Source organism: Sporosarcina sp. NPDC096371, assembly GCF_044762865.1.
Classification (GTDB): Bacteria; Bacillota; Bacilli; order Bacillales_A; family Planococcaceae; genus Sporosarcina.
In genome coordinates this window covers 320,311-339,021 of the sequence record NZ_JBIWFE010000002.1, presented here as the reverse complement: position 1 = coordinate 339,021, position 18,711 = coordinate 320,311, and the positions used below count along the sequence as shown (strand labels likewise).

The window sequence follows — 18,711 nt, the reverse complement described above, 5'->3', positions numbered from 1 at the left end:
CCTCCTAATAACTAATGATCAAAGTCTATCGTACCAAAAAAAGAGGTTGCCGACCCAAAAATCGGCTCGGACAACCACTTCTTGCTAGTATTCATTTTGCCGAAAGAGGTGCATCGCCAGGAATCATCGGTTTTTCTGTTTTCTCATCCTCCATAAATTGTTCCTCTAATTGTTCATAAGGGATAACGATATCGCTATTTTCTTCCTCGAGTCTCTCCTTTACACGCTCAATCATTTTCGCCTGTGTGGTAAGCGCAATGATCGCATCTCCTGCAAAGGCTTGTAGTTCAATTTCCGGTGTATAGAATTCAATCATGCCGTCCGCACGCTGGATATAGAGAAGGATTGATTTATCATCTCGTTCTCGTAAATATTGTGTATAGCTATATTGTTTCGTAATGAACGTTTTCCGGAAAACGTGACCCGCACTCATGCGTTCTTCCAGATCGTAAATGGATATAGCAGGTGAAAACAGCAATTGTCCTCCAGTAATCCTAAAGGCTTCGACATCATCGCCTACATGAAACGCAGTCTGAAACAAATAGTCACTCCCAAGATCCGGTGCGAAATCCGCGCAAATATGCGCATTGTATATATCAGTCTTCGTCATCGCAAGAATGTAGCGATACGGCGTCATGTCGAGATGGTATTCGACCTGTTCCGACAGGATATCCCCAACGAAACTATTTAGTCCCCGTAGCCTGGCATATGACAGACCTGCCCATGACCGATCAATGAGCAAAACCTCATTACCAGTCTCCTTCACCGATTGTGCCAACCCAGCTGCAAACCGCGTGGCCCCTACAATAAGTACACCCGATTCGTCCGTCGTCGTAAGATTTAACTTTTTCGCCAGGAAACCGATTGAAAACCCATGTAGTACAACTGTCGAGAACACGAGCGCAAACGTTAAGGCTGTCAGCAATTCTGCATCCTTGTAGCCATTGTCCAGTAATATCGTTGCAAAATAGCCTGATACAGTAAGCGCCACAATTCCTCTAGGTGCAATCCATCCAATGAGGTGCTTTTCACGGTTATTCAACTCTGTACCGTAGGTCGAAATCCAAATCGACAATGGCCTGACAACAAATAGCATCGCCAAGACATATAGAATAATATGTGGATTAAAGATTTCGATCAGAACTTGCGGATCAAGCGATGCTGTCAACATGACAAAAATTCCTGAAATCAGTAGGACAGATATATTCTCCTTGAAATGGCGGATGTCGTTTAGTGTCGTCAAATGCATATTAGCCATCGTCATCCCCATTGCCGTAACCGCTAGAAGACCCGTTTCATGCATAATCTCATCCGCAAAAACGAATGTAAAAATGACCAACGCAAAAAGAACAGGTGCTTTTAAGAATTCTGGTATGCTACCTCGTTCGAAGGCTCTGCCAACGATTCGAGCGACTCCCCACCCTAAGACAACCGCAAAAGCGGATGCGACAAAGAATAACAGTAACGCCGCCAACGTTTCTTCCTTATTCAAAAATTTGATGAACTCAAAAGCGAATACTGCTAGGAGCGCACCGAATGGATCAACAACAATCCCTTCCCATTTTAGAATGGCTGCCGGACGCGGTTTCAACTTCGCCTGCCTCAGCAACGGCAAAATAACGGTTGGACCCGTCACAATAAACAAACCACCAATGATAAAGGCAACCGCCCAAGATAGCCCCGCTAAATAATGCGCCGCCAGTGATCCCGCAATCCATGCGATGAACGCACCAACAGTGACAATCCGCGCAACCGGCTTACTAAATCCTTTAATTTCTTTAAAGTCTAGATTCAAACTACCCTCGAACAAAATAATCGCAACAGCAAATGTAATAATGGGACTAAAAAGATCCCCCATACTCTCCTTTGGATTAATGAGGTCAAATATAGGCCCCACTAGTAACCCCGCAACCGACATCACAACGATTGCCGGCATCCTAAAACGCCACGCTAGCCATTGCGACAAAATTCCAATGAGAACAACTAGCATCAAATCAAATAGCAGTGAATCAAACATTGAAATCACCCCATCCCCCAAACATCGATTAAATAGTAGTAGTGTAACATATCGGAAGTTCCAATCCACATAATCCGAATTAATTGTCAGTCAATTTTTTAAAAAAATAATATTTTCTTCCCCACCCTATAACCTGATTAGGAGATAGGAATCTAGTCAATATGCATATCCAATTATTTTTTTACATACTGTGGAGGGATGGATTGATTAATCGCAAATGAAAGGGTGATTCCAATAGACGGACAAGAAAAGAAAAGAGTTGCTATCTATATTTCCCAATCAGATGAAAAAGGGACATACCCCGCACGTAGAGCAGCCATGATTGCACATGAAATGGCCGAGGAAGCAGATATCGTATTCCTATGCGGAGCAGGTTCACCACCTGCACCCGATGGATTCAGAACAGTGTCCACCGTGAATAGCACGGCTTTCTTACAAGCCATTACGGCGATGAGGCCCGATCTTTTAATTCGCGATAGTGGCTCTACTTTTCGGGAGGAGGTCGAGCAAATTCGTCAACTCGTCCCTACCATCATTCATTTCGATGACTTCGGTGATGGAGGTACTTTAGCGGATCTTGTATTTCAAACATTGTATGCCGAACCGAATGATAAAGTGTTAGATCATTATGTTGTTGGAATCGAAAGCTTTATGGCTGATGAAAAGCTGCTTTCATTGAAACAAATTGGCCTTCGTAAAGAACGGCCAGGCCCTCTACCCCACCTTGTTATTTCGTTCGGGAATGAGGACACCGGAAACTTAACATATCGGGCTTTACGGCATATGATGCAACTTCAAATACCGCTCAAAGTAACGGTTGTTGTGGGTGAACACTATGCACATGATACGAGTACACTTCGCATGATGGCCCTCGGAAGACGCAACACAACCATATTAGAGCATCCGCATAATTTCACAGAGGTATGCGCAGATGCAGATGTTATTTTATGCGCATCCGGTTATATGCCGTATGAGGTGGCGGTGATGGGTATCCCTTGCGTTGTGCTGGCACAAAATGAATTTGAACTGGGACTCGCCTTTCCGAAAGAACAACACGGATTCATTCATCTTGGTTTAGGTCGAAAAGTAAAACAGTCTAGCTTACTAAACGCCGTCATGGAACCATTGTTGCATGAACCTCTTCGCAAAAAAGCCATTGCACGTCAAGCAGCTCTTGGCATTGGCGATGGCAAAGATGCCACATGTGAAGCCATTCGTTACTTCCTCGAGTATCCTAAACGACAAACGGGCGAGACAGTGGGAAATGCAGCGTTCAATATGCTACACTAGGGGAAAAGTTGAGGTGTTTTCCTTATGAATAAAAGTCAAGTAACGAACGCGATTCTTGAACTCAAAATGGATTATATCAATCTGCAAGGAGATATCGAGAAGCTTGAATCGACGGGTAATAATAGTTTCGTCAAAAAAGCCGAGTTACGTCTTGCCACAATGGAAGAACGATTGGCAGAGTTGAATAAACAACTTGCGGAATTTGAATGAAAGAAAGGCTATCCCGGGAATTGGATAGCCTTTCTTTCATTTTATTTACATTAAGTTGTAGCGTACAAGTATTGAAGCAGGAACGCTAGACTTCAACACTTAGACCATTACGTATTCACGCACTGTCGTATCATCCATTATTAATTCTTTCAAATATTTCTTCGCCCGGAATAACCTAGACTTCACGGTTCCAATTGATACCTTCATCACATCTGCAATTTCGATAAGTGAGTATTGATGGACATAGAAATATTCGATTGTTTTTCTATAAATTGCATCCAGTTCACCGATTTTTTGCTGAACAAGTGATTGGATATCATTTTGTTCAGCCAACTCAGCTGGTGTAAGATTCTCACTTGGCACAAGGTCAAGGATGGGTACATCAAGTGTATCTGGCTGATTCATGACATGCTTACTTCTTCTAACATCTTTTCTATAACGATCTCTGAATGTATTCATGCAAATCGTCGTCAGCCATGCTTTCATATGATCGACTTCGTTCATACGCCCGCTGTAACGAACCACTTTCAACCACACGTCTTGCATGAGGTCCTCTGCTTCTTCTTTATTACGTGTCAATTTAAGACATAGATGATATATGTATCGGCCGTATTCTTCGTACAACCCGTTTAGATTAATTTTCATAGGATAACGCCTCCGCCTTCTATCTGTTAACCCTATTATCAACAATCTCAACATTTCAAACCATCGTATTCTCTTTCAGTTCACTTACAAACGTGTAAGGGACTGTGAACATTCAGTGACTAGGTCGAATCCACCCCATACCACGCCTATTGTTTGGCCAAAAACAAGCAAATGCTTGCTACTCATGTATAGTGCTTTTTGGACTGCTTTGGATTGAACGCTTTCTATACAATCACCGTGATATCTTGATCTGCAGGGGTGCGACTCCGTCGCATCCCTGCAGTTTTTTCCGTAATCGTATGGTGTTCGTTCATCCGTCTCCATCCAAAAGTGCGAATACACGAAGTACAAATGCTTTATGGAAACAAGGAAATAGAGAATTTCTTATCTGGTGAAAAGCGGCCAAAGATACAATTTTGGCCGCTGATGCTCTTCTGAAGTGGCCTTATCTATTGTTATTCTTGGAATTGTCTTCTTCTATTCAGTGTTACTTGATGAAAAGTGAAGAAGGAACATATTGTACAATGTGCAAACGTGACCGAAATTGCATCTTCGGGCACTTCCACTACCTAAAGAAAGTTGTCTATTCTCCCCTTTACAAGTAACGGCATTTTTCACTGACTTATTGTAGGGACGCGCTAGGTTATGATTCACAATAAGGAGATTAAAAAGAGTAGCTAGGAATGATGGAATCATTCCTAGCTACTCTTTCCTTCAAATCCATTTAACTATCGTGAATCATTTACCCAAAGCAGCCCGAAAATAAACGAGTGAGTAAGGGGGTTCGATCATGATTCATTCTCTGGAAGTGTAATCGTCATACGGATGATCCGGCTACGTTCCATCTCCTGAATTTCAAAACGCAAATGGTCGTATGTAAACCGCTCACCCGGCTCGGGAACATGACCAAGTTCCTGCAGGACGAATCCACCAAGCGTGTCGTGATCCATCGGTAATTCGATATCAAGTAGCTCCATCGCTTCTACAATCTCAAGTCGTCCATGACAGACTAGCTTAGTTGCCGTTTTTTCATAGACAAGCACTTCTTCATCAATATCCGTCTCATCTTCAATATCTTGCCCAATCATCTCTTCGATAATATCCTCATGCGTCACAATGCCAAGCGTTCCGCCGTATTCATCCAACACAACCGCCATATGCTTCTTCTTCGCTAGCATCATCTTAAACACTTTTTCAACACTAGCAGACTGTACGACATATAACGGATTACGGTCTATCAACTCACCAAGCTTCTTGTCAGGATTCATCGACCATTCGATAAACATCTTCGAATAAAACACACCGACAATCGTATCCATGTTTTCTTCATAAACAGGATAGCGTGTATAGAAATATTCAAGGATTGTTTCACGCACTTCTTCATACGTCGCTTCAATTGGTAGCCCCACGATGTCTGTTCGATGCGTTTCAAGAACGTCCGACACATCTTTTTCAGGAAAATCGAGCACTTCTTTCAACCGATCCGATTCTTCCTGTTTAAACATGCCCTCTACAGAAGCAATGTCAACCAAAGATCTCAGGTCGTCCTTTGTCAACTTCGCTTCCTTCACAGTCCCTTTCGAAATAATGCGAATAAAAATATTCGTGAACAAAGAAAGTACGGCGGTAAGCGGTGTTAATATTTTCACAAAAAGGATAATCGTCGGCGCAACTATATAGACAACGCGATCAGCAAAAGTCGCGGCAATCGTCTTCGGTAACACCTCGCCAAAAACAATCAGAACAACCGTCAATACTCCTGTCCATAAGCCGACACTAAGACCTTTGTCGATTGCAATCATCGTCACGATCGTCGGCATCATAATATTCGCGATATTATTGCCAATCAAAATCGCCGTAATCATACGGTCCGGTTTCGAAATCAGTTTCTGCAGCCTGATAGCCTGCACATCCCCCTGATCCGCACGAAACTGGACCTTCATCCTATTTACTGCTGTTAGCGCCGTTTCACTTCCCGATAGGAAAAACGACATGAATAAAAAGAACCCAAGTGCTATAAACAAAAGCGTTTCCTCCCATGATTGGTATCCGTTCCGTTTCTTTATTTAAGATAGCATACCATATTATTCATATTTACGTCTGTCTAGTTCACTCCATTTCTAAAGATTCTGCTATACTATTTTTATTAGCGAAATTTTTTAGAAAAGAGGGATTATGTTGACTCACTTAGAGACACTTGACAGTTATTTTAAAGAACAACGCGATGAACATCTCGGACAATTAACAGAATTTCTTCAGATTCCAAGTATCAGTTCTTTATCTGAACATAGAGGCGATATGCAAAAGGCCGCGGAGTGGCTTAAGAATTCATTGCAAAAGGCGGGACTTGAAAACCTGTCGATTGATGAAACCGATGGACATCCTGTTGTCTACGGAGATTGGCTTCATGCGGAAGGCAAACCGACGATTCTTATCTATGGTCATTACGATGTACAACCCGTCGATCCCCTACACTTATGGGAAAGTGCCCCATTTGAACCCGCAATTCGTGATAATAAATTATATGCGCGCGGCGCGAGTGATGATAAAGGACAAGTATTCATGCACGTCAAAGCAGTTGAAGCTTTAATGCAAAAAACGGGTAGCTTACCCGTCAACGTGAAGTTTTTTATTGAAGGCGAAGAAGAAATCGGTAGTCCAAATTTGGAGAAATATATTGAAGCGAACAAGGACAAGCTGGCAGCAGATGTCATTGTCATTTCGGATACAGGCATGCAAGGACCGGGGCAACCAGCAGTTTGTTACGGATTGCGCGGACTATGCGGCGTGCAAATTGACATACAAGGAGCAAAAAGCGACCTACACTCCGGCTTATACGGAGGCGGCGTACAAAACCCTATTCATGCACTAGCAGAAGTACTGGCTTCGTTCCGAGACCAAGAAGGCACGATTGCAATCGAAGGGTTTTACGATAACGTTCGTTCGTTGTCTGACGAAGAGCGTGAGGCTTACCAAGCACTTGGTTTTGTTGAAGAAGCTTTGAAAGAAGAAGTCGGTGTGACGGAATTGTTCGGGGAAAAAGGGTTTTCCTATCTTGAGCGCACATGGGCCCGTCCAACGCTTGAAGTGAACGGCATATTTGGCGGTTTTTCAGGGGAAGGCATCAAAACAGTATTACCAGCAGAAGCAGGCGCAAAAGTGACGTGCCGCCTCGTTCCCGACCAAGACCCAGACGAAATCATTGAAAAGCTGAAGGCCCACATTGAGCAACATAAACCTGCGGGCGTAACGGTGACAGTGAATGAGTTCGACAAAGGGAAACCATTCATCACGCCATTCGATCATCCTGCTATCCAAGCTGCGGGTCGCTCGTACGAAAAAGTATACAACGTACCAACTGCCTATACGCGAGGCGGCGGATCGATTCCGATTGTCGCAGCTTTCGATGAAATCTTACAGTTACCGGTTGTCTTAATGGGCTTTGGCCTCTCATCGGAAAATTTCCATGCACCAAACGAACACTTCCATTTGGAGAACTTCGATCAAGGATTACGCGTTATTAGTGATTATTACTATGAAATTGGTAGTTTCACGAAAGATGAATTGAAAAAGTAATGACTATGCCGGATTCTCGTAGAGAGAGTCCGGTTTTTTGTTGCGATTGAGGTTGATTCGCCGATGATGGAGTGCTTGTTTTGGTGTTGGTTGGACGCTTTGCTCGATCGATTGGAAACTTCGCCGAGTTCATTGAACATCCCACACTATTTTTTCACCCCATAAAAAAACGCCAAGACTGCATGATCACATACAATCCTGGCGCAACTTATTTTGTTATTCCTCGTCCTGTCCGTAATATGTGACGATCTCATCAAGTGATTTTCGTGGACGTGCTTTCGGTATTTCATCGAAATAACCAAATTGCAGCATGCTGATGATTCGTTCACCTTGTTGGACGCCGAGTTCTGCTCTAAATTTCGGGTTATCGAGGAAGCCAGGTGTTTTCCAGCATGTCCCAATCCCTTTATCCCACGCGAGGAGTTGAACGTTTTGGATGAACATACTTGCAGCTGCGTAATCCTCAAGACGTTCTTTCTGACGAGCATCTTCAGGAACGATGACGAATGCGACTGCACCCGGTCCCGTGAATTTTTTCATTTGTTTTCCGAGCTCTTCTTCCGATAAATCCTGCCATTTTGCAACGCCATATTCTCGCAAAACGTCTAGAAACTTCACGTATGCTTTATCGGCTGCCACGACAAAACGCCATGGATTTCTGTTACCATGATTCGGCGCCCATGTTGCATCCTCAAGTATTTCAGCAATATTTTCCGGATCTACCGGCTGACCATTAAAGTTCTTTATCGAACGACGCGAAATAATTGCATCCCTTACAGACAAAGCCTGTTCATTCATCACTCATATCCCCTTTATGTCATACTGCGTTCATTATACCTCAACTGAAGCATAATTGGCACTTCACTACCAAGATATCTCTCTACCAATAATTTTCAGAATACATCTCAATTACTTTTCGTGGTATAGTAATAAAAGTCACAATAACATTGATAAGGATTGATTTAGTTTATGAATAAAAAGCCGATTGCATGGATTGTAGACAGCACCGCCTACGTTTCAGAAGAACTTAGACAACATCCTGACTTCTTTTCAGTGCCTTTGAATATACATTTCGGTGAAAAACAGTTTGTCGACGGGGTCGACCTAAATCCAGACCAATTATATGCGAAAATAAAAGATGCGGAAGTGTTTCCAAAATCATCACAGCCTTCTGCCGGAGAATTTGCAGAACGCTTTAAAGTGATTGCGGAGCAGTATGAGCAAGCTATTGCGATTCATGTATCGAGTAAATTAAGCGGTACGCTTACCTCGTCAACTTCAGGAGCGGAACTTGCAGGATTTCCTGTGATGTTTATCGACTCCCTATCCCTGTCCTATGGCATTACCGGGTTAATCGAAAAGGGTATGGATATGTATGATAGAGGGGCAAGCGTGCCTGAAATTAAAGCCAAGCTTGAGAAAATGGCGGGAACGATGCATAACTTTATTCTAATCGGCCAGCTCGACCAATTGTACAAGGGTGGCAGAATGAGCGGTGTGCAGTTTTTCCTTGGTAGTTTGTTAAAAGTAAAACCGATTGTTCAAATTTCCAAGGAAGGTGAATTGGTCGCTGTCGATAAAGTGCGTTCCGAGAAGAAAGCACTACAATATTTGGTCGATAAGATAGCGACCAGCCATCATGCGGGTAGAAAAACCGTCCACCTCATGCACGGTAATGTCTTGGATCAGGCGGTGCATTTGAAAAACCTAATCACCGAACAGGTGCCTGATTTAGAAGTGAGAATTGGCGATATCAGCTCCGTCCTTGCCGTTCACGCAGGAGAAGGTACGCTCGCTGTATTGTGGTTTGATTGAACAAAAGCGCAGGGCGCCTGCTTAGACGCGACAAGCGCTGGAAGACTTGAAGATAAAGGCGCTCTTTGCCTTTATCAGCAAGTCTGAAGCGACTCGAGCGTCTGGCGCCCGGAGCCTAGACGAGAACGAAAACAAAAGCAGTCCGCCTCCACTAGACGGACTGCTTTTGTTATGAAAACATGTCGTTAATTTTAAAAAAGATGTATTTAGCATTTGGAGAAAACATATAGGAATCCTTGTAGTCCCACAGGCGATGTTGCGCGTCGAACGTATGCGCATTGACGTATGGAACACCATCTACCTTCGCCGTAACAATGGTTGAATGATCGAATCGGCCATCGCCCTCAAAGTCATAAACGATGACATCCCCTAATCCCAACTCGTAAGCCGAGGACACTTGTGTGGCTGTTAACCCTTTTTTCGAGGTGGCTAAATACCAGCGCATCGAATGGGACACTGACCAACTGAAGCTCCACGTCCCGCCTTGTAGCCACCACCCGCGTTCACGATTCGGATAGCCATGCATCGGCGCACCACCCGCCAACAAACATTGGGAAATAAAATTCGTACAGTCCACATCGAACGATGGAAATGCCGGATTGCGGCCATCCCACCATTGGTTTGCGTACCGGACAGCTGCTTCTCTGTCGTACATGAATTGGATCCCTCCTCCCTTCATTTTATGAATGACGGGAGGGGGGCATGCATAGACGATTACTTTAGCTCGACGGAAATATCCCCATTGATGTAACTTGGGTAGGCAGAGAAATTGATGCGTATTGGGTTTTTGTATGGCTGTTTTTCAAATTCGATTTTATAATACTCATACCCTTCGTAGTTCCAATTGCTTTGCGAGGCATGGTCAACTACATTGCCATCGGCATCTTCTGTCATAGAAAATAAGAAATAACTGAGCTCCGACTCAAACGCTTTCCCTCGCACCCGTCCTTCCAACATCGTTGGCGTTATCGTCGTCACTTCGAATTTACCATCGGAAGGCTGTTTGAGAACCTCCTGCTCCTGAAAATCCACAAGAAGGTACGATTCATCTTTCGGTATCGCCTGCATTTTATCCAATTTAAGATACAGCTTTTTAGGTTGTTTAAAGTAATTGCTTTCCAAATAAAAAGCATTTCCACCCTGTCCAACAAACCCATTTCGAGTGCTACTCCACACTTCTCCCTGATCATCTTCTATGCGTAAATCTTCAAAGTTCAGGATTTCCAGCGTGTTTGATTCATCAAAAGCCATTTTCACTTCTACACGCAGAGGGTATATGGTCACTTCTTGAATCGTCATTTTTTGATTTTCCACTTTTATCTCTTTATTGAGTGCAAAAACCTTACCTTTCTTCACTTCTTTCGGCAATGTGAAAGGAAGGGAGAAAACCGTTTCTTTCGCATTCTTCAATCGAAGCTCAAAGACAAAATCTCGGCCCTTCAAAGAGGGCTTCTCTCCGAATACAATTTGGATCAAGTCTTCTCTTCGATTGGCATGCTTTTGGTCAGGATTATTATAGGACATCGTGCCAGGTGGCATTTCCTTGCCGTTATGATAAAGTTTGATGTCCTTATAATCTAAATCCTTAATAGAATAAGGCGCTTCCAGTGTATACGAAATCACAATTCCACTTTCATCTAAAATGACACCATCAATCGTCAACGTAATATCATCCTTCATCTGACTAGCATGAAGCGATTGGTAATACTCGTTATCCATAATTTCCTGTAACCCTTTGTCATACTGAATATATTCCACCAGTTTCCCCATTCCAGGAATCGAAGCGACCGCATGAGCAAAAGCAGGCGACACTCGAATGGACGTTACGAATGCGAATAAAAAGATGGCTGCGACAGCCACGGTCCACAGCGACCTCCGACGTTTCCGGCGTTTCGCCCTCCACTCAGAGTCAGCAATGATAAACCCCTGCTGAATGGCATCGTCTAGCTGTACATCTGGAATCGGCAAATCTTCCAGCTTGAATCTAGCTTCACGTAGTTGTTTTTCTTCGTTTTCAAACATTGTCCGCATCCCCTTTCTCCGAAAGAAAACTTCGTAATGTCCGTAATGTTTTATGGAGCCTCGACTTCACTGTACCTTCTGGAATATTTTCAATAACCGCAATGTCTTTGATTTTGGTATCTTGAAAATACATCAGGTGAATCAAGCGCTGTTCCGCCTCAGGCAATATTGCAAGTGCTTCTTCAATTTCAAGATAGATATAGTTCGTTTCATTTCCTAGCTCCTGCAGTTCCTCACTCGATGTAAAACGTTTTTTCTTCCTTAACTGATCTTGGCAGTAGTTCATCATTATCCGGATAAGCCAGGTCTTTAAAAAATGCGGCTTTTTCACAGTATGTATTTTTTTATAGGCGCGTACCGTCACTTCTTGCACAGCTTCAATGGCGTCATGTTCATTTTTCAAAAAAGCAAAAGCCGTTCTATAAAGCGCTTCTTTATAAAGATGAATTATCTCTAAAAATGCTTGTTCATCGCGCTTTATCGCCCGTTTTGCAAGTTCAAATTCATTCACAATACCACCCCTTTCTCACCCTTGTTATTCATTAGACATACGAGAAGAAAAAAAGTTCATTAAAATAAAAAAGGACTGATACCCATACAAATGAACTGCATGAGTGTCAGCACCTTTTCCCATTCTTTCAAACTATCAATGGTTTAGCACTTTAGATAAAAAGTTCTTAGCCCGTTCCGAATCCGGGTTGGTGAAGAATTTTGATGGCGGAGCCTGCTCTACAATCTTACCGTCTGCCATAAAGACGATTTCGTCACAAATCTCTTTAGCGAAGCCCATTTCATGCGTGACAACAATCATCGTCATGCCTTCATGCGCTAGTTTTCGAATCGCATCAAGCACTTCTGTCACCATTTCTGGATCAAGTGCGGATGTCGGTTCGTCGAATAACATGACTTGCGGATCCATAGCGAGTGCCCGTGCTATCGCAACTCGTTGTTGCTGTCCTCCCGAAAGGCGATTTGGATACGCATCGAATTTATCGGCGAGTCCAAGAGATTCTAGCAATTCCTTGCCCCTCTTGTTCGCCGCTTCTTTACTCATCCCTTTTACTTTGACTGGCGCCATCGTCACATTTTGAAGTGCAGTCAAAAATGGATACAGATTGAAATTCTGAAAAACGAAACCGATATTCAATCGCGCCTTACGAATATCTGTTTTTTTTGCATGAATCGAAATGCCATTCACTAGGATTTCCCCATCATCAATTGGTTCCAGTGCATTAATCGTCCGAATCAATGTTGACTTTCCGGCCCCACTTGGTCCAATCACAGCAATGACTTTGGATTTTCCCACTTCTAATGAGACGTCTGTCAGCACTTGCTGATCGCCAAACGATTTATTGACTTGTTTAATTGAAATCAAAAAATCACTCCCCATAACAGGTTTCTATTCAGTCTTACGCATCAAAAAAAGCATCCTGCTATACCGGATGCTTTTACATGAACATATGGAGCATAGGGGGTTCGAACCCCTGACCTTCACACTGCCAGCGTGACACTCTCCCAGCTGAGCTAATGCCCCGAAAATTTGGTACAATAAGAATTATAGCAATAAGATTCAAAAAAGACAATAGGCAGGGGGAGTCTTCATGCAGCACGCAGAAAGAGAAATCACCGGACCCGTTGCGCTATGTGACGGCAAAGGCTTATTGAATCCTGAAGCAATCGGTTTTGCACGGCAACCTCTCATCCAGAGTAATTTGACGGGCCATTTCTTGCGTAAGAAGAAGTGGAATTATTGGTGTGTGTACGGGGAGGATTTACTGTTTTCCGCGACAATCAGGCATATCGACTATGCGGCTGTCTGTTGTGTCTATATTTTGGATTACGAAACGCAACGATTTTATGAAAAACAAATTACCATCCCCGTCGGACGCAATGTCAAAATGCCTGAAGTCGTTCTAGATAGCGTCAAATTCGTGAATGACAACTTAACTGTCCAGATTGTCAATATTCAAGGGGAAACACATCTATCCGTGACCATCCAAGACTTTGACAATGAAGTACTTCATGCGGATCTTCATATTACGCATCCGCCAAACGATGAATCGTTACATGTCGTCATCCCTAAAAGTCGTGATGTTTTTCAATTCACCGCAAAGCATCATTCGCTACCGACTGCTGGCTTTGTAAAAATCGGTGACAAGCGATATGATTTCAATCCAGAATACAGTTTTGCTGTGCTTGATTATGGACGAGGCATCTGGCCACGCAAAGCGGAATGGAACTGGGCAATGGCATCGCAGCGCCTTGGCAATCGCCGAATCGGGCTCAATTTCGGTGGGAAGTGGACCGATGGTACGGGGATGACAGAAAATGCCGTATTTGTGGATGGTAAAATGACAAAAATTCATGAAGACGTCCTGTTTACATACGACAAGAATAATTTTATGAGGCCTTGGAAAATTCAAACAAAGTTTTCGAAGACAGTCGACATCACATTTTCACCTTTTTTTGAACGTATAGCCGTGACTAATGTCAAAGTGGCACGTTCAGAGGTCCACCAACTCGTTGGCTACTTCAATGGGAAAGTACTACTTCAAGACGACTCAACGCTTCATATTCGTAATATGCTTGGGTGCGAGGAGGAACATATCGCAAAATGGTAAATGGAACAACCGTCCTTATATATTATAATTTTTTCGGGCCGGCTGAAAAGTCGGTTTTTTTATTTGAATCAACGGATAGCACAAATTTCAAATCCAGCCTCCAGCATAATAGACGGCAACCTATTGGAGCTTATTGTTTAATTCCTTCCTATTTAGGCAATACAAAGGATAGACAAACAAATGGAAAGGTGTCGATTAGATGAGAAAACTTCAATTAGCTGGTGTTGTTGCATTGATGGGTGCTTGGGTACTAAGCGGGTGCGGTAATATGGGGAATAATGCGGATAAGCCGAACCGTGAAGATGCTACGCTTATTCATGAAAAAGAAAAAGAAGGCGGTTCCCTTGAAACTGGCGGTGGCTATGGTTTCACATCCTTCGATCTCGATATCGAGGTGGACGGCAAGGATGCGATTGAAGCTGATTACGAAATCGATAAAAAATTGAAGGTAGATTATGAAAACAAACTAACCAACGTGAAACTAACTGGCACCGATGCCATGAATGAGATTGACAAACTTTTTATGGACATTTTAATTACCAAAGACACTCCCCAGCAAGAAGTTACTGATAAGATTTTAAAATGGTACGGGTTGGAAGCTTACTCTAAGTTCGATCTCGAGGTCGACTTTGATGATGGAACAAGACTTAATATTGAAGATATAAAATGATCATCCATTTGAAAAGGCTACAAGGACAACTGCATCCTTGTAGCCTTTTTCTCGTTATACTTTCGACTCCACCAACATGTTGTAATAAACCCCTTGCTGTTCAATCAATTCTTGTTGACTGCCCGACTCAATTAGTTTCCCTTGTTCCATTACATAAACGGTATCCGCTTTCTTCACCGTGTTCAATCTATGCGCAATCACAAAACTCGTTCTACCTTCCATGAGTCGATCGAGTGCTTCTTGAATTTGTAGTTCAGTCACTGTATCAATACTACTCGTCGCTTCATCCAACAGAAGCAGAACCGGATCTGCGACAAGCGCTCTTGCAATGGATAACAGCTGCTTCTGCCCTTGTGAAATTTCTCCCCCGTCCGCAGTCAACACCGTGTCATATCCATCTTCCAGACGACTAATGAAGCTATGTGCATTGGCTTTCTTCGCCGCTTCTATCACTTCTTCGTCAGTTGCATCTAACTTACCGTAACGAATATTTTCAAGCACAGTCGCTTCAAAAAGAAACGGGTCCTGCAAGACAAATGCCGTCTGACTACGCAATGTTTTTCGTGGTAGCTCACTAATAGGGACACCATCAATATAGATGCCACCTTTATCAACTTCATAAAATCTAGCCAATAATTGCATGATTGTCGTCTTCCCTGCCCCGGTTGCCCCGACAAATGCCGCGGTCTCCCCCGCTTTGACATGGAAGGATACATCATCAACCGTATAGCCATCGGTTTCTATTGCGTAACCGAATGACACATGACGAAACTCAACGTCCCCCTGCAAAATCGTATCCGTATGCCCGCTTGCTTCGTCGTCTTCAGCTCGCTCATCAATAATCTTAAATACACGCTCTGCTCCAGCAATTGCCGACAGCACTGTGTTGAACTGATTAGCAAGGTCATTGAGTGGTCGTGTGAATTGGCGTGCGAATTCCGAGAAAATAACAATCGTCCCAATCGTCACGACGCCATCGCCCCGTAGCGCTAACAATCCGCCGACACCCGCAACGACTGCAAAACCAGCATTATTCAACATATTCATCACTTTTGGAATGAACCCCGAATACGTCAACGCCCAAAAACCCGTACGACGAAGTCGTTCACTTTTCTCCGCGAACTCCTCCATCACATGTTGTTCTTGAGAGAATGCCTTGACGATACGCTGACCAGAAATCGTTTCTTCAATCATCCCATTCAATTCACCGACTGCCTGCTGCTGTTCTTTAAACAAGAGTCCCGTGCGCCGCGTAATCCAGCGCATAGCTACAAACATAACAGGGACGATGATCATCGTCAGTAATGTCAACATTGGACTTAAATAAAGCATAACGGCGAGTGTTCCCGTCAACGTCAAGACACTTGAAAACACTTGGATAAATGAACTATTCAACGTCTGACTGACGTTTTCAATATCATTTGTCACACGGCTCATCAATTCACCATGCTGTCGTTTATCGAAAAACGTCACAGGCAATTTTTGAAGATGAGCAAACAAACTCGTCCGTAATCGAAAAATCGTTTGCTGTGCAATGCCGACCATCCAGAAACTTTGAAAATAGGTCGCAAATGACAGTCCAATGTAAATGGCGATCAGCAGGCCGATTTGTCCACCAAGGCCATCAAATTGCATCGCGATAATGTGTTTATCAATGATTTTCCCAATCATTAGTGGACCCAGTAGTGTCAATACAGAACTGACAAAAACGAGAGTCAGGACTGTAATAAGCAACCCCCGCTGTTCATCGACAAGTTTCCAAATTCGGTGGAGTACCGATTTCCAGTTACTTGCACGCTCTCCCTTTTTCTTTTTAGGGTCTTTTAAATCGTCTTTCGTTATGATTGGTTCATAGCCAAATGGTTTACGAATTACGCGCAGCACTGGACTCCACCTCCTCTTCCGATTGAGATTGTGCTATTTTTCGGTAAAGCGCAGATTGCTCCATCAAATCGTTATGTGTTCCATAACCGACAACCTTACCTTCATCGAGAAGCAGGATTTTGTCTGCCCCTTGTGCCGTTCGAATTTTTTGGGTCACGACAAGCATCGTTGCGGCTTCCCCATCAAGAGCATCCCATAATGCCGTTTCCGTTTTGACATCTAGTGCACTCGTACTATCGTCTAAAATAAGAATGGATGGCTTTCGGACAAGTGCACGCGCAATGGACAGCCGCTGCTTTTGTCCTCCTGATAAGTTGACCCCTTTTTGCCCCACTCGAGTGCCGTACTTTTGCGGGAACAAATCAATAGACTCATGGATTTGCGCTTTTTTCGCTGCCTGTTCCAATTCATCTACTGGCGCATCGGTATCTCCCCACGACAAATTTTCCAAAATCGAGCCTGTAAATAAAATGGACTGCTGTGGTACAAGTCCAATCGTATCGCGCAATTCCTTCAACGCCCATTCCTTCACTTCGGTTCCACTAACGTAGATTTGCCCGTCAGTCGCTTCGAAAATACGCGGGATTAAATTCAGCAAGGTCGATTTACCAGAGCCGGTCGCGCCCATAATGGCGAGTTTCTCTCCTGCAGATACATGAAACGAAACGCGGTCAAGTATAGGTGTTGGCTTCCCTGGATAGTTGAACGACACATTGTCAAAGCGCAAGTCGCCCTCCAACTGGCTTAGTCCTGAACTTTCAGTCGTACGGATTTCCAGGTCTTCGTCCGCCAGTAATACTTCTTCCATTCGTTCTGCCGACGCTTTCGCCCGAGAGAACGCAATGATGATAAAGGCAAACATCGAGAATGCCCCTGTCATTCGCATCGCGTAGTTAACAATCGCAACAAGCTCTCCAACTTGCACACCGCCATCGCGGATTTCAGCGGCACCGAACCATAAAACCGCCATTAGACTGGCATTCATAACGAGTAACAAAACCGGCAAAATCAATTCCATCATACGCATTGCTTTGACTGTATCTTTTCTAAGTAAGTCGGACACTTCGGAAAATCGACTTGCCTCGTACATACCACGCAAATAGGCTTTGATAAGCCGAACCGCCTGTAAATTCTCCTGAATGACACGGTTGACTCGATCTAGTCTTTTCTGCACCCTAGCAAAATAGCTGACCCCTTTTTTCGCCATGAAATAAAGGAAGATCACTAAAAACGGTGCCCCAATGACTAACCAGATTGCGAGCTTTGCATTGACAACAAATGCCATGAATAAGCTTCCGACCACTAGCAACGGTGCACGCATCATAATGCGAAGACCCATGAATAGGATGTTTTGCGTCATTGTCACATCACTCGTTAAGCGAGTAATCAGACCAGCCGTTGGAAATCGCAGGAAAGTGGCCATGGAAAATGCTTGCACTTGCCGAAAAAGTGCTTGCCGCAGATCATAACCAAAACCTTGTGCGACATGCGCTGCAAAGTAGGAGTTAATGACACCAGAAATTAAAGCCACGAAGGCAAGTCCCATCATGACACTGCCCCATGTCCAAATGACGGCTTCATCTCTCGCTAAAATACCGTCATCGATAATTTTTTGAATGAGTAACGGCTGAATAAGTTCAACGGATAATTCCAGCAACATTAGCAATAATGCAATGACAATCGGCCATTTATATGGCTTCGCATAAGCAAAAACTGTTTTCATTTTTTGACCCCCAAAACTCTTTCGTTTCACGAATTATTCAATAGTAGACCTTATTATGCCATAGGAGATGTAATGTGTATAGCCGATCGGACTGAATTATGAGACATTTCGGAATGTAACTTAATTTTTCGCTTGCACTCAATCCCCCTTACATTGCAAACCAGGACCCTCATACCCATCAATCTTCCTGAAAGTTGCATTTTATTCCAAAACGACATATAGTACATTACAACAGTAA

The 18,711-nt window shown here is 43.5% G+C and carries 16 protein-coding genes and 1 tRNA gene; 6 read left to right on the top strand and 11 right to left on the bottom strand.

The annotated features are described in order from the left end of the window. Window positions 1–91 precede the first annotated feature (91 nt). Entirely contained in the window at window positions 92–2,017 is a 1,926-nt protein-coding gene (locus ACIQ0H_RS07575; protein ID WP_403412975.1) for a cation:proton antiporter, read from the bottom strand. Between the two features lie 225 nt (window positions 2,018–2,242). Between ACIQ0H_RS07575 and ACIQ0H_RS07570 the strand changes: the two genes are divergently transcribed. After that, the gene (locus ACIQ0H_RS07570) at window positions 2,243–3,307 is read left to right on the top strand and encodes a hypothetical protein (protein ID WP_403412973.1); all 1,065 of its coding nucleotides are present in this window, start codon (window positions 2,243–2,245) and stop codon (window positions 3,305–3,307) included. Window positions 3,308–3,331: 24 nt separating this feature from the next. Beyond that, window positions 3,332–3,517 (top strand): SE1832 family protein, encoded by a 186-nt coding sequence (locus tag ACIQ0H_RS07565; RefSeq protein ID WP_403412971.1) that lies wholly within the window; start codon window positions 3,332–3,334, stop codon window positions 3,515–3,517. Between the two features lie 99 nt (window positions 3,518–3,616). Here ACIQ0H_RS07565 and ACIQ0H_RS07560 read toward each other — a convergent pair whose 3' ends face one another. Together ACIQ0H_RS07560 and ACIQ0H_RS07555 are read right to left on the bottom strand one after the other, a co-directional pair. Then, window positions 3,617–4,162, bottom strand: coding sequence for an RNA polymerase sigma factor (locus ACIQ0H_RS07560; protein ID WP_403412969.1), 546 nt, complete (start codon window positions 4,160–4,162; stop codon window positions 3,617–3,619). Window positions 4,163–4,950: 788 nt separating this feature from the next. After that, window positions 4,951–6,186 (bottom strand): hemolysin family protein, encoded by a 1,236-nt coding sequence (locus tag ACIQ0H_RS07555; RefSeq protein ID WP_403412967.1) that lies wholly within the window; start codon window positions 6,184–6,186, stop codon window positions 4,951–4,953. 154 nt (window positions 6,187–6,340) lie between these two features. On the opposite strand from ACIQ0H_RS07555, the gene ACIQ0H_RS07550 reads away from it, so the two are divergent. Further along, window positions 6,341–7,738 carry a dipeptidase gene (locus ACIQ0H_RS07550; protein WP_403412965.1) on the top strand — a complete coding sequence of 466 codons (1,398 nt, stop codon included), beginning with the start codon at window positions 6,341–6,343 and terminating at the stop codon, window positions 7,736–7,738. A 216-nt stretch (window positions 7,739–7,954) separates the two neighbouring features. Here the strand turns inward: ACIQ0H_RS07550 and ACIQ0H_RS07545 are convergent, their stop codons facing one another. Further along, complete coding sequence (locus tag ACIQ0H_RS07545) at window positions 7,955–8,536, bottom strand: nitroreductase family protein (RefSeq protein WP_403412963.1); 582 nt, start codon at window positions 8,534–8,536, stop codon at window positions 7,955–7,957. A gap of 171 nt (window positions 8,537–8,707) precedes the next feature. Between ACIQ0H_RS07545 and ACIQ0H_RS07540 the strand changes: the two genes are divergently transcribed. Next, window positions 8,708–9,553: a DegV family protein gene (locus tag ACIQ0H_RS07540; protein WP_403412961.1), complete on the top strand. Its 846-nt coding sequence runs from the start codon at window positions 8,708–8,710 to the stop codon at window positions 9,551–9,553. A gap of 169 nt (window positions 9,554–9,722) precedes the next feature. Here the strand turns inward: ACIQ0H_RS07540 and ACIQ0H_RS07535 are convergent, their stop codons facing one another. From ACIQ0H_RS07535 to ACIQ0H_RS07515, 5 genes are all read right to left on the bottom strand, one after another. Further along, a complete protein-coding gene (locus ACIQ0H_RS07535; protein ID WP_403412959.1) occupies window positions 9,723–10,208 on the bottom strand; it encodes an amidase domain-containing protein in 486 nt (161 codons plus the stop codon). A gap of 59 nt (window positions 10,209–10,267) precedes the next feature. Continuing rightward, window positions 10,268–11,575, bottom strand: coding sequence for a DUF4179 domain-containing protein (locus ACIQ0H_RS07530; RefSeq protein ID WP_403412957.1), 1,308 nt, complete (start codon window positions 11,573–11,575; stop codon window positions 10,268–10,270). Further along, a complete protein-coding gene (locus ACIQ0H_RS07525; protein ID WP_403412955.1) occupies window positions 11,568–12,086 on the bottom strand; it encodes a sigma-70 family RNA polymerase sigma factor in 519 nt (172 codons plus the stop codon). Before ACIQ0H_RS07525 ends, ACIQ0H_RS07530 begins: the two co-directional genes overlap by 8 nt. Window positions 12,087–12,221: 135 nt before the next feature. Beyond that, window positions 12,222–12,950 (bottom strand): amino acid ABC transporter ATP-binding protein, encoded by a 729-nt coding sequence (locus ACIQ0H_RS07520; protein ID WP_403412954.1) that lies wholly within the window; start codon window positions 12,948–12,950, stop codon window positions 12,222–12,224. An 86-nt stretch (window positions 12,951–13,036) separates the two neighbouring features. After that, window positions 13,037–13,109, bottom strand: a tRNA-Ala gene (locus ACIQ0H_RS07515). A gap of 67 nt (window positions 13,110–13,176) precedes the next feature. Between ACIQ0H_RS07515 and ACIQ0H_RS07510 the strand changes: the two genes are divergently transcribed. Next, window positions 13,177–14,196: a DUF2804 domain-containing protein gene (locus ACIQ0H_RS07510; RefSeq protein WP_403412952.1), complete on the top strand. Its 1,020-nt coding sequence runs from the start codon at window positions 13,177–13,179 to the stop codon at window positions 14,194–14,196. 199 nt (window positions 14,197–14,395) lie between these two features. Further along, window positions 14,396–14,866: a YusW family protein gene (locus ACIQ0H_RS07505; protein ID WP_403412951.1), complete on the top strand. Its 471-nt coding sequence runs from the start codon at window positions 14,396–14,398 to the stop codon at window positions 14,864–14,866. A gap of 54 nt (window positions 14,867–14,920) precedes the next feature. On the opposite strand, the gene ACIQ0H_RS07500 is transcribed toward ACIQ0H_RS07505, so the two are convergent. Both ACIQ0H_RS07500 and ACIQ0H_RS07495 read right to left on the bottom strand, forming a co-directional pair. Next, window positions 14,921–16,747, bottom strand: a complete 1,827-nt coding sequence (locus ACIQ0H_RS07500) for an ABC transporter ATP-binding protein (protein ID WP_403413448.1) — start codon at window positions 16,745–16,747, stop codon at window positions 14,921–14,923. Beyond that, window positions 16,731–18,473 carry an ABC transporter ATP-binding protein gene (locus ACIQ0H_RS07495; RefSeq protein ID WP_403412950.1) on the bottom strand — a complete coding sequence of 581 codons (1,743 nt, stop codon included), beginning with the start codon at window positions 18,471–18,473 and terminating at the stop codon, window positions 16,731–16,733. Before ACIQ0H_RS07495 ends, ACIQ0H_RS07500 begins: the two co-directional genes overlap by 17 nt. Between the last annotated feature and the right edge of the window lie 238 nt (window positions 18,474–18,711).